Origin of the sequence: Kribbella sp. NPDC051587 (assembly GCF_044453945.1) — a bacterium.
Classification (GTDB): Bacteria; Actinomycetota; Actinomycetes; order Propionibacteriales; family Kribbellaceae; genus Kribbella.
Map to the genome: position 1 here is coordinate 858,406 of NZ_JBITDE010000002.1, position 12,123 is coordinate 870,528.

The following is a 12,123-nucleotide window of genomic DNA, read 5'->3' on the forward strand; positions in this document are numbered from 1 at the left end:
GTCCGCCCCGAGTTAGTCTGGCGAGCATGATCGTCGGCGTGGGTATCGATGTGGTCGACGTGGAGCGGTTCATGAAGACGCTGGAGCGGACGCCGGGACTGCGGGACCGGGTGTTCACGCCGCTCGAGGCGGTGAAGCCGCCGGCGTCGCTGGCGGCCCGGTTCGCGGCCAAGGAGGCGTTGGCCAAGGCGCTGGGCGCACCGGCGGGAATGCATTGGCACGATGCCGAGGTGCGGACCGACGAGACCGGCCGGCCGTGGCTGGAGATCACCGGGACGGTGGCCGCGCAGGCGGCCCGGCTCGGGGTGCAGAGCATGCATCTGTCGCTGAGTCATGACGCCGGAATCGCTTCCGCCGTGGTTGTCCTGGAGGGCTGAGCATGCGCCGCGCACACACCGTCGAGCAGGTCCGCGCCGCCGAGGCCGACCTGATGGCGAAGCTGCCCGAAGGCACCCTGATGCAGCGCGCGGCCACCGGTCTCGCCGTTGCCATCAGCAACTTCATCGGCCGCACGTACGGCGCTCGCGTCGTCCTCCTGATCGGCTCCGGCGACAACGGCGGCGACGCCCTGTACGCCGGTGCGCGCCTCGCCCGGCGTGGTGCCCAGGTGATCGCGGTCCTGCTCTCCGACCACGCCCACGCGGATGGCCTCGCCGCTCTCCGAGCCGCCGGTGGTCGAGTCGGTTCACCCGATGACATTCCCACCGCCGACGTGGTCGTCGACGGCATCGTCGGAATCGGCGGCCGCCCCGGCCTCCGCCCGGATGCCCTCGACGCCGTCACCCTGGCAGCCGACCACGGCGTACCGATCGTCGCCGTCGACACCCCCTCCGGCGTCGACGTGGATAGCGGTGAAACCCCAGAACCCCACGTCCATGCCGCCCTCACGGTCACCTTTGGCACCCACAAGATCTGCCACCTCGTCGACCCAGCCGCCTCCGCCTGCGGGCCGGTCCACCTGGTCGACATCGGTCTCGACCTCCCCGAAGCTCCGGTCCAGTCGCTGCAACCGGCCGACGTACGGGCGCTCTATCCAGTCCCGAACGCTCACTCCGACAAGTACTCACGCGGTGTACTCGGCCTGATCGCCGGCTCCACGCAGTACCCAGGTGCTGCCGTGATCGCCACCACCGGCGCCCTGGCCGGTCCGCTCGGGATGCTCCGGTACGTCGGCCCTGACGCGGTCGCGGCTGCTGTGTTGGCGGTCCACCCCGAGGTGGTGGTCGGCGAAGGCCGCGTGCAGGCGTGGGCCGTCGGGTCCGGGCTGAGCGACGAAACGCTCGACCGCGAGCTGTTCGACCGCGTGACGCAGCAACAGGACCTTCCGGTCGTGGTGGACGCCGGCGGCATCGGAGCCCTCGACACGGACCGCGCCGGGTACGTCGTGATCACTCCCCACGCCGGTGAGCTGAGCACGCTGATCAAGGTGCCGCGCGACGAGATCGAGGCGCGGCGTCTGCACTACGCCCGAGAGGTCGCGGAGGATCGGCAAGTCGTCTTGCTGCTGAAGGGTGCGACCACCGTCGTGGCTGCGCCGGACGGTTCGGCGTTCGTGAACCCGATCGCCACGCCATGGCTGGCCACGGCGGGCTCGGGAGACGTGCTGGCGGGACTACTCGGGTCGCTGCTCGCGAGCGGCGTACCGGAGTTCGAGGCGGCCGCTCTGGCGGCGTACCTGCACGCAGCCGCCGGTCAGCTCGCCGCCACGGATGGACCGGTCACCGCAATGAAGGTCGCGGCAGCCCTCCCCGAGGTCACCCGCCAGATTCTGCTTTGACCTTCGGGGGAAGTGGGTAGGAGTGCACCTACCGCCCCGGAGGTGCTCGAATGAAACGTTTCGTGCTGCTGGTTGCCGCCCTGCTGATCGCCGCTCCGCTGCCGGCATCGGCCGCGCCCAGGCCCTATGTGGCTGATGCGGCGACGAAGATCCATGTGATGGGGGAGTGGGCCCATCCGGATGACGACACGAGCATCATCGGTCCTTGTGGGGTTTGGCATCAGCGGTACGGCGTCAAATGCGGCGTGATCATGGTGACCCGGGGTGAGGGCGGCGGGAACGCCGTCGGAACCGAGTTGGGGCCTGACCTCGGGCTGCGACGGGAGAACGAGGACCGGGTGGCGCACTACCGGTCCGGGACTGTGGACATCTTCAACCTGGACCGGATCGACTTCTTCTACAACCAGAGTGCGCCGTTGACGCAGTACTTCTGGGATGAGGAGGAGACGCTGCGGCGGGTCACGCGGGTGATTCGAGAGACGCAGCCGGAGATCTACATCGGGTTCACTCCGACGTTGGCGGCGGGGCATGGCAATCACCAGCAGGCTGGGCGGCTGATCTGGGAGGGCGTGCTGGCGGCGGCCGATCCGACGCGGTTCCCGGAGCAGTTGCGCGGATCGCATGCGCTCAGCACGTGGCAGGTGAAGAAGGTGTTCTCCGGCGGAAGCACAGCAGGGACAGGCGGTACGACGTCCGCCGCGAACTGCACCACCGGCTTCACCCCGAGTGGACTCGACACCGTGGCTGGGGTGTGGACGGGCTACGCGTCGCCCTACACGTGGCCGGCCGGCAACCTGCAAGGACAACCAGCCGGTACGGCGAAGATCTGGCAGCAGGTGGCGGACGAGGGGCGGGCGGCGTATCCGACCCAGAGCCGGGTGATGTTCAAAGGGACGTCCGCAGCCGCGTGCCCGCGGTTCGCGATGACGCAGTCGTTCGTACCGTTCCAGCCGAACAGCAGTCCGGCGGCTGGGTTGGACGACGCGATCCTGTTCGGCGCGACCAGGCCGGATCCGGGTGGGCTGCCGTTGGGGACGCTGCAGTACTTGACGTTCTCGCGGTTCTACAACGTGGCCGGTGAGCCGTTCCAGGCGACCGTGCACCTTCGCGGAAAGCTTGCCCGCGGCAACGTTCAGCTCACGGTGCCGGCCGGGTGGGTGACCGACGGGCCGAAGCAGGTCCGGGCCGGTTCACGCGCCGACCTGACCTTCACGGTCACCCCGTCAGCCACGGCGACCGTCGATCAGAACGCTCGGATCGCGGCGCGGTACACGACGGCGCACGCATCCGGGTACACGGACAACGTCGTACGGATCGTTGCTGCGGCCGAGGGTCGCTTCCAGCGGTGGGGGAACTGGAAGGAGTACGACGAGTGGCTGGAAACCGTTGCACCACAGGCGAATCGGCTCGGCCGGTCTCAGGCGATCCAGTCGATGGGCATCGGCCGGAGCATCGACGTACCGGTCGTGGTGCACAACTGGTCGGCTCAGCCGCAGAGCGGTGCGGTGTCCCTGGAGGTGCCGTCGAACTTCACCCTGGACGCCGCCTCCAAGCCGTATGAGCTCCAGCCCGGTGCGGACACCACCGTGACCTTCCGGCTCACCAACACCGACACCACCCTGCCTGCGCAGCAGAACGTGTCGATACCGATCAGAACGGCGTCAAGTAGCGAAACACTGACGCTGTCGCTCGTGCCGACCACAGTGATCCCACAGGCAGCCCCAATCGTGGACGGGAAGGCCGAACCGGGTGAGTACCCCGGACCGACGCTCGATGTGAACCGCATCTGGCAAGGGGCTGACGGCTGTACCGGACCGGCCGACTGCGGCAGCACGGCCAAGGTCAGCTGGTCGGACGACGCGCTGTACTTCTTCATCCACGTGAACGACGACTACCAGTCGTACGCCGTCACACCGGCGGAATGCGTCGGTCACTGGCAAGCGGACTCAGTCGAGATCCTGCTCGACCCCCGCGGTACGGCGTCGCAGTCGTTGATGGACACCGCCAACACGTTCAAGCTCGGCATCTTCCCGTTCAGCCAGACCGGCAAGCCCTGCTGGTCCCGCGACGCCGACAACCACCAGGGCCCCGCACCAGGGGTCGAGGTGGCGTCGACGGCGCAGTGGGTGGGCAGCAACGAGACCACCGTGCCGCATGCTTACACAGGCGGTGGCTACGACCTCGAGGTGAAGATCCCGCTGTCGCTACTGCCGGCTGCGGTCGACCCGGCTCGGCTCGGTCTGAACATCACGCCGTACGACAACGACGACACCTCAGCCGCCGGTACGACGACGCTGCGGCACATCGACCAGAGCACTCGGCTCGGATGGTCCGCACTCGGTTCGGTGCAGTCGGATCCGTACCGCTGGGGCCTGGCCACCCTCCCCGGTTACACCCCGCCGGCCGACCGCCCCACCGTCCCTGGACCACCAGATGTCTCCAGCCCGAACCTCAACGGCGCCCTGTCCCCACAGACCATCGCCCAGTCCGCACGGAACGGCGTACCGATCTCTGGGCGCGTCCCGACCACGGACCTACAGATCCGGTACGCCGGGCTGCGTGGCAACGCTGTGGACATTCTGACCACCGCCAAGACGAAAGGAACCGCCCGCGCGTTCCTGACGACTGGTGAGCTCGGTGCGATCCCGGTGTGGACCACAAGCTGCGCAGGAGACGCATTCACGCCTTGTGCGGTGACGGATGGCGGCATCCCGCCGTGGGCGCCCGACATGAGCGGTCACTTGGTCAAGCAGGCCACGCAGCAGATCACCCGCGGCGTACAGGTGTGGTCGATCCCGCTCACCAAGGCTCAGCGTCAGCAGTTGGCCAAGGACGGTCGGCTGCTGGTCTCCTACGAGACAGCAACCGACCAGGTTCAAGCGTTCGACGTGCGGCTCAGCGGGCGGCGATGAAGGACAGTCCTGCGTCACCGGCCTGAAACCGCAGGCGGTCTCCGGTGATCTCGTAGCTCATCTCGCCGTGGAGGCCCTTGGTGAGGGCCTTCTCGACGGTCCCTTCGTCCCCGGCGCACGCCCGGCGAGTGGTGGCCAACTCGCCGAAGGTCACGGTTGTCGCGGCGCGGGCCACCACTCCGTTCAGCTCGTTGCAGCCGGTGAAGCCGGTGACGCGTTCGCCGTTGAAGGTGATCCAGGCCTTTTCCGAGCCCACGATCTTGCCCACCGTGTCCTGGGAGATGACGCTGTCGAGCGTCCACTTGGTGCCGTCGAGCTTCAGATCCGGTGTGAGCGTCGACTGGTCGGTGAGCGCGATCGTCGTACTGCCGGCCACAACGGTGAGCGTGTCGTTGGCGAGCTTCCAGCTCGGCTTGCTCTGCAGCAGGTTGCTCAGCCAACTGTCTTGCTCACCGCGGCTGCCCGGGCAGCCCATGGCAGTCATGGCCAGTGGGTCCTTGAGCGTCAGCTTGCCGTCGCCCGTCGATACCGAGGCCTGCATGGTGTTGCAGCCGGCGCTGGCGATCAGCCTGCCGTCGTCGGTGAACTGCAGCTGTACGCGGGTCTGCGCGGCGAGCTGTTTGGGCTTGCCGTCTTCGGTGATCGAGGTCGACAGGTAGGTCTTGCCGGTCAGCGTCCCACCGGCGGTCGACTCGTCCCCGCACGCGGCGAGTCCGAGCAGGAGAAGTCCGGCTCCGGCGAGGGCAATCATCCGCTTCATCACATCTCAAGGACGCGGAAGGTGAGCAGGGCGTTGCAGCGCGTCGAAAAGTGAAGGGCGCGTAAAGTCGGCAGAACCCCGGTCCTGGGGGTAGCGGAACAGATCACGGTTGGATAACGTCAGCGCGCTGACAGACCATGGCCGGCCTCGCCCGGTCCCACTGGGGATCCAACCGAACAGGTGAGGGCCGGCCGCTGTAGCGCTGGGGCAACACAGCGGCGGGCCCGTCGAACAGACGAAGGATCGTTACGCATGCCCCCCACCCGAACTGCCCGACGCCGCATGGTCGTCCCGGCGGTCCTCCTCGCGCTTGGCGCACTGATCGCCGTCCCGATCGTCGTCCAGGCCGCATCCAAGGAGAACCCGGTCGCCGCGAGCGTTGCGGACAGCACGGTCATCAACCTCCCGAGCGTCGGCCGCGTCGAGAGCTGTGTCCTCGACAAGAGCTCCGGCTGCACCGTCCTGCACGGCTTCGGCAAGAAGCCGGTCGCGATCACCGCGACCTCCTCCGGGCCGGCGCTGCTGTCGATCGACCCGACCCGGACCACCGACAAGAGCTACCGGCTGCAGGCCCTGCGTCGGAACGGCAAGGGCCTCCGCGAAGGCACCAGGCTCCGCTACACCGTGCACTACGACTTCGTCGCCGCGCCCGCGCAGCCGCCCACGCCCAAGCCGTCCACCACGCCCACGCCCACTGTGAAGCCGACGGCCACGCCGAAGCCGACACCCAAGCCGACGCCGAAGCCGACAGCCACGCCCAAGCCCACCGCGACCCCGACCAGTACGCCGCCGCCGAGCACGGGCCAGAGCTGCACCAAGCCGACGTGGACCACCACGGCGACCGGCAACGCCGGTGAGGGCCGCACCTACGGCCAGTACTACGTCCACAACAACATGTGGAACAACCACAACGGCACGTACACGATGGCCGTCTGCAACTACAACAGCTGGTACGAGGACGTCACCCAGTCCAGGCCGGGTGACAACGGCGTACAGGCGTACCCGAACGTCCACAAGGACTACAACGACTTCCCGCTGGCCAAGATCCAGTCCGCCAAGTTCGCCGCGACCGCGCCGACCTGCAGCGGCTGCATCTACAACGTCGCCTTCGACATCTGGATCAACGAGGGCTTCGAGAACGAACTGATGATCTGGACCCAGAACTCGGCCCAGACCCCGGCCGGCGACAAGCTCGGGACGACGACCATCGGCGGCCAGTCCTACGAGGTCTGGAAGACCGACGGCGCGAACAAGCCCGGCGGCATCTTCACCTACAAGTCGGTCAGCACGCAGACCTCCGGCACGATGCCGCTGCAGGCCTTCTTCAAGGATCTCGAGGCCCGCAAGTGGATCCCGGCCAACTCCACCACCTGGCAGGTCGACTACGGCGTCGAGGTGGTCTCGACCAACAACACCAAGCAGCGCTTCAGCTTCAACGCCTTCGAAATCCAAGAAAGCTAGCTCCATCGCTGAGAGCTGACGGGTACGGCGGGTCACCGGCGGCTGAGATCGACGACCACCGGTGACCCGTCGTCACGCTGCATGAATTCCCGCGCGCCGGTCTGCTTCAGGATCTCCATCGCCTTGTGCAGGTAGATCGACGCGCGGAGTTCGTCGGGGTGCCACTGGTAAGGGTCGGCCAGGACGATCCTCACCTTCGCTCGCGTGCGATCGGAGCCGTCGATCAGCTTCAGAGAGACGTAGTCGATGCCGCCGAACGTGTAGTTCCAGTCCTTGGAGTCCGCGTCACTGGTCTCGTAGCTGGTCACCTGAGTGCTGCCGTCCAGGGGTGTCGCCGCCGCGACCATCGCGCGGAAGCCGGCGTCCTGATCGACGAACTCCTGCATTCGGTAGAAGTAGTCGGCGCCACCGCCGTGCAGATAATGCTTGAAGGTCGGTTCCGCATGCCGAAGCCCGCTCAGCTTGTACAGCGCGAAGAGCGCGATCTCCTCACTGAGCATCTCGGCCACCACATCGGTGAACAGGAGCGTGTCGGTGAGATGACTGGAGAACAGCAGCTCGGCCAGCGGGCTGTGGCCTTTGGCCTTCTCCGCCTCCCAGCGTCCGGACTCGACGAAATGGACGGCGTCGTAGATCAACTTCTCGACCAGGAACGTCGAGGTTCCAGCCGTGTACAGGAGCCGCACGACCTTCCGCAGGGGGTTCCACACGTACCACGGCAGCTTCCCGCCCAGGAGGTCCGCCAGGACGTAGGTCTCCAGCTGTACGAGCGGGTCGCCCGAGGTAGTGACTCCGACCGGATTGACGGTGGACGGTGGATGCAGGTCCTGTTCGGCGAGCTGTCCGGTCTCCCGGTCCAGAGCGGCCCACGTGCCGGCACCGACACCGCCTGTGGCGGGATGCAGTTCGGGATGACGGGTCTGGAACTGCACCACGGCGTCGTGCGTGCTCTGGCCGAACACGCCGTCGACCGGGCAGTCGATGTCCTTGATGGAGCGCAGCTTCTGCTGCAGAACCCGTACGCCGGGGCCGCGGTCGCCGAGGTCGAGGTTGGGCCGGTTTCCCGGCGTACCCGCCTGTTCGCCGATCGCCTCGACCAGTGCGGCGTTTCCGGCTTTGTTCTGGAGCATCTGGAAGTCCCCCATACCCGCCGGAGCGGACTGCTCCGCCGGCGGCCGCCGGACCGGAGCCGGTCGGGCCTCGGCGGACTTGTCCTCGCGCTCACGATCCATGGCCACACCTCCGGTTTCAGACTGCCGGACGTGCGGAGCGCGCGGCAGAGCTCCAGGGGCAAGCGATCAGGCACCCGACTGCTGCGTAGGGTGCTGGCGTGACCGGTCTGGTGATTTTCGACAACGACGGCGTACTGGTGGACTCGGAGCGGCTGGCCAACACGATCCTGGCGGAGCTGCTGACCGAGGCGGGGTTGCCGTACACGTTCGACGAAGCGGTACGGGACTTCATGGGCGGGAGTATGACGTCCATGCGGCAGAAGGCCGAGGCCCAGTTGGGCCGGCCCTTGCCGGCTGATCTCGAGGACCGGTATCACCAGCGGTTGTTCGACGGGTTCGCGAACCTGCAGGCCGTCGAGGGGGTCGAGGGCGTGCTCGACGACCTGGAGGCGGCCGGTACGCCGTACTGCCTGGCGTCGTCGGGGACGCACCAGCGGATCCGGACGGCGTTGACCGCGGTCGGTTTTCTGGACCGGTTCGCGGGCAGAATCTTCAGTGCCGAGGACGTCGCGCACGGCAAACCCGCGCCCGATCTCTTCCTGCACGCGGCCGCCACCCTGGGCGTGCGACCGGCTGATTGTGTCGTGGTCGAGGACAGCCCACTCGGCGTCGCCGCCGCCAACGCGGCCGGTATGACGGTCTTCGGCTACGCGGGAATGACCGACCCCGCGAAGCTTGCCGGTGCGCGTCAAATTTTTCACAAGATGACATCCCTCACCGGATTGATCTTCGCGGCCTGACACACTGGAAGGGCTATGGCTACTCTCCAGTCACCCTCAGGTCACCCGCCTCGCGAGCGCCCCACCCGCGCCGAGGCGATCGTTGACCTGGCTGCGATCCGGCACAACGTGGCGACGCTGCGTGACCGTGCCGAGGGTGCGCAGTTGATGACCGTGGTCAAGGCAGACGGCTACGGACACGGCATCGTGCCGGTCGCCCAGGCCGCTCGTGCAGCGGGCGCGGACTGGATCGGCGCGGCCGTGCTGGAGGAGGCGCTAGCGCTTCGCGATGCCGGTGATACCGGTCCGATCTTCTGCTGGCTGACTACTCCCGGTGAGCCGCTGGCCGAGGCGATCTCGTCCGGGATCGACCTCTCCGCGGGTGCGCCCTGGGAGATCGACGAACTGGCTGCCGCGGTGGATGACCGCCCGGCCCGGGTGCACCTGAAGATCGATACGGGCATGAGCCGGGGCGGCGCCGTACCGGAGGAGTGGCCGGCGTTGATCCGGGCCGCGCTGCGGGAGCAGGCTGCCGGCCGGATCGAGATCAAGGGCATCTGGTCGCATCTGGCGTCGTCGGACGAGCCGAAGAGCGACGTGAACGAGTTGCAGCTCGCGACGTTCCTCGAGGCGATCGCGGTGGCGGAGTCGTTCGGCGTCGAGGCCGAGTTCAAGCACCTCGCGAACTCAGGCGCGACGTTGGCATTGCCCGAGACCCACTTCAATCTGGTGCGGCCGGGAGTGGCGACGTACGGGCTCTCGCCGTTCGGGCACGCACGGCCGGCGAGCGAGCTGGGGCTGCGACCGGCGATGACGCTGAAGGCGCGGCTCGCGATGGTGAAGCGGGTGCCGGCCGGTGTCGGCGTTTCGTACGGGTTGACCTGGACGGCGCCGCGGCCGTCGACGCTCGGGCTGATCCCGCTCGGGTACGGCGATGGGCTGCCGCGGCACGCCTCGAACGGTGCACCGGTGCAGTCAGCCGGTGGACGTCGTACCGTCGTCGGCCGCATCTGCATGGACCAGTGCGTGGTGAACCTCGAGGACGACGACGTCGCCGCGGGGGACGAGGTCGTGCTGTTCGGCCCCGGTACGGCGGGCGAGCCGTCCGTCGACGACTGGGCGGATGCCGCCGGGACGATCAACTACGAGATCGTCACCCGGCTCGGACCGCGGATCCCGCGCCGGTACATCGACACTGCCCCGGTCGAGGAGTAGGCGATGTCGAAAGCAGGACGGACCGCTGGCCTCATCGGAGCCGCGGTCGGGGTGCTGGCCGCCGGTGCGGCCGCCGGAGTCGCGGTCGAGCGCACGGTCATCGGACGCCGGTCAGGTCAGCGTGCGCAGTTGGAAGCGGAGCCTTTCGGTTCTCTGCGGGGGACGCCGCATGTCTTCACGGCTGACGACGGTGTCGAGCTGTACGTCGAGGTCGATGAGCTGAAGCGGTCCCGGCGACCTGCTCCGCCGAAGAAGCGCTTCGGGCGCAAGTTGCCGTTGCCGCCTGAGGACCTGACCGTGATCTTCCTGCACGGCTACGGGCTGAATATGGACTCCTGGCATTTCGAGCGCCGCGACCTCGCCGGGATCGGGACGATGGTGTTCTACGACCAGCGGTCGCACGGGCGGTCCGGGCGGTCGCCGAAGGAGAACATCAGCATCGACCAGCTCGGCCGGGATCTGTACGGCATCTTCGAGCGCTTCGCGCCGAGCGGACCGGTGATTCTGATCGGGCACTCGATGGGCGGCATGTCGATCATGGCGCTCGCCGACCAGCACCCGGAGCTCTTCGGGGACCGGATCATCGGCGTCGGATTGTGCTCGACGAGTGCTGGGCAGTTGGACGAAGTACCGATCATCCTGCCGGGGTTGCCGGGGCGGTGGTTGCGGCAGCTTGCCCTGCCGACCGTGTCCGCGCTGGCTCGGGTCCCGGATGTGGTGGAGCGCAGCCGCAAGGCGGGGACGGACATCAGTTACCTGCTGACCCGGAAGTACTCGTTCGGTTCCGAGGTACCGCCGGCGTTCACGGAGTTCGTCAACGAGATGATCGCGGCGACGCCGATCTCGGTGATCGCGGACTTCTATCCGATCTTCGCGCTGCACGACAAGTACGACTCGCTCGAGCCGCTGCAGAAGGTCGAGTGTGTCGTGATCGGCGGCGACAAGGACGCGCTGACGCCGTTCGAGCACGCCGAGGAGATCGTCCGCCGGGTGCCCGGCGCGGAGCTGGTCGAGGTCCGCAACTGCGGCCATCTCGGGCTCATCGAGCACCACCGTGAGTTCACGGCGGCGCTCCTTGGGATGATCGAGCGAGCCGAACAATCCCTGGAATGATGTGAGCATGACCGATCTACATGTCGTCGACGCGACGTCCGAGCACGTGGACGAGATCGTCACGGTGATCCACCACGCCTTCTCCTCGCGTCGCGTCCTCGATCCGCCGTCGACGGCGTTGAGCGAGAACGCGACCACGGTGGCCGAGGCGATCGCGCAGTACGGCGGTCTGCTGGTCCGCATCGACGGAGTGCCCGCGGGTGCGGTGCTGTTCGAGGTGTCGGGTGACGTGCTCGTGCTGCGGCGGGTATCGGTCGACCCGCGGCATCAGGGTCGTGGGGTCGCGTCAGCGATGGTCGGGTGCGCGGAGGAGGTCGCCGTACGGCGGGGTCTGGCGCGGGTGCGGTTGATCGCTCGGGTCGAGTTGCCGGACACGGTCGAGTTCTGGCGCCGGCGGGGGTACTCGGTGGTGGAACAGCAGGACCACAACCTGATCTACGCGAAGGCGATGCCGGTCGAGCGGACCGTGCCGACGGCCGAGGACATGCGGGCGATCGCTGAGGAGCTCGCTGGGCAGCTGCGGGCGGGCGACGTACTGGTGCTGTCTGGTGACCTCGGTGCGGGGAAGACGACGTTCACGCAGGGACTGGGTGCTGGGCTGAAGGTGCGGGGCGACATCACGTCGCCGACGTTCGTGATCTCGCGGGTGCATCCGTCGTTGAGTGGTGGGCCGGCGTTGGTGCATGTGGACGCGTACCGGCTCGGCGGGTTTGCTGAGCTGGACGACCTCGACCTGGACGCCTCACTCGAGGAAGCGGTCACCGTGGTCGAATGGGGACACGGCCTGGCCGAGGCGCTGGCGCCCGACCGCCTCGACATCGTGGTGACCCGCGGCGACAACGACACCGACGAGACCCGCGAACTGCGCATCACCCCGGTGGGACCGCGCTGGGCGGCGTCCGGCGTACGGATCTCTGCACTGGAGAAGAACTGA

At 67.8% G+C, this 12,123-nt stretch carries 10 protein-coding genes; 8 read left to right on the forward strand and 2 right to left on the reverse strand.

From position 1 onward, the window contains the following. Window positions 1-26 precede the first annotated feature (26 nt). The 3 genes from ACIA49_RS10515 to ACIA49_RS10525 are packed head-to-tail and all read left to right on the forward strand — an operon-like array spanning window position 27 to window position 4,689. Complete coding sequence (locus tag ACIA49_RS10515; RefSeq protein ID WP_396376843.1) at window positions 27-377, forward strand: holo-ACP synthase; 351 nt, start codon at window positions 27-29, stop codon at window positions 375-377. Window positions 378-379: 2 nt separating this feature from the next. After that, window positions 380-1,777 carry an NAD(P)H-hydrate dehydratase gene (locus tag ACIA49_RS10520; RefSeq protein ID WP_396376844.1) on the forward strand — a complete coding sequence of 466 codons (1,398 nt, stop codon included), beginning with the start codon at window positions 380-382 and terminating at the stop codon, window positions 1,775-1,777. 50 nt (window positions 1,778-1,827) lie between these two features. Continuing rightward, on the forward strand, window positions 1,828-4,689 hold the full coding sequence (locus ACIA49_RS10525; RefSeq protein WP_396376845.1) for a sugar-binding protein: 2,862 nt from the start codon (window positions 1,828-1,830) through the stop codon (window positions 4,687-4,689). Here the strand turns inward: ACIA49_RS10525 and ACIA49_RS10530 are convergent. Next, window positions 4,673-5,449: an META domain-containing protein gene (locus tag ACIA49_RS10530; RefSeq protein ID WP_396376846.1), complete on the reverse strand. Its 777-nt coding sequence runs from the start codon at window positions 5,447-5,449 to the stop codon at window positions 4,673-4,675. The two genes, ACIA49_RS10525 and ACIA49_RS10530, sit on opposite strands and share 17 nt — an antisense overlap. A gap of 252 nt (window positions 5,450-5,701) precedes the next feature. Between ACIA49_RS10530 and ACIA49_RS10535 the strand changes: the two genes are divergently transcribed. Beyond that, complete coding sequence (locus tag ACIA49_RS10535) at window positions 5,702-6,910, forward strand: hypothetical protein (protein ID WP_396376847.1); 1,209 nt, start codon at window positions 5,702-5,704, stop codon at window positions 6,908-6,910. 32 nt (window positions 6,911-6,942) lie between these two features. Here the strand turns inward: ACIA49_RS10535 and ACIA49_RS10540 are convergent, their stop codons facing one another. Continuing rightward, entirely contained in the window at window positions 6,943-8,142 is a 1,200-nt protein-coding gene (locus ACIA49_RS10540) for a peptidoglycan-binding protein (protein WP_396376848.1), read from the reverse strand. Window positions 8,143-8,240: 98 nt separating this feature from the next. On the opposite strand from ACIA49_RS10540, the gene ACIA49_RS10545 reads away from it, so the two are divergent. Genes ACIA49_RS10545 through tsaE form a run of 4 tightly spaced genes read left to right on the forward strand, consistent with a single transcriptional unit; the run spans window position 8,241 to window position 12,123 of the window. Then, a complete protein-coding gene (locus ACIA49_RS10545) occupies window positions 8,241-8,882 on the forward strand; it encodes an HAD family hydrolase (protein ID WP_396376849.1) in 642 nt (213 codons plus the stop codon). 15 nt (window positions 8,883-8,897) lie between these two features. Beyond that, the gene (gene alr / locus ACIA49_RS10550) at window positions 8,898-10,076 is read left to right on the forward strand and encodes an alanine racemase (RefSeq protein WP_396376850.1); all 1,179 of its coding nucleotides are present in this window, start codon (window positions 8,898-8,900) and stop codon (window positions 10,074-10,076) included. A gap of 3 nt (window positions 10,077-10,079) precedes the next feature. Beyond that, window positions 10,080-11,189: an alpha/beta fold hydrolase gene (locus ACIA49_RS10555; RefSeq protein WP_396376851.1), complete on the forward strand. Its 1,110-nt coding sequence runs from the start codon at window positions 10,080-10,082 to the stop codon at window positions 11,187-11,189. 7 nt (window positions 11,190-11,196) lie between these two features. Then, the gene (gene tsaE / locus ACIA49_RS10560) at window positions 11,197-12,123 is read left to right on the forward strand and encodes a tRNA (adenosine(37)-N6)-threonylcarbamoyltransferase complex ATPase subunit type 1 TsaE (RefSeq protein WP_396376852.1); all 927 of its coding nucleotides are present in this window, start codon (window positions 11,197-11,199) and stop codon (window positions 12,121-12,123) included.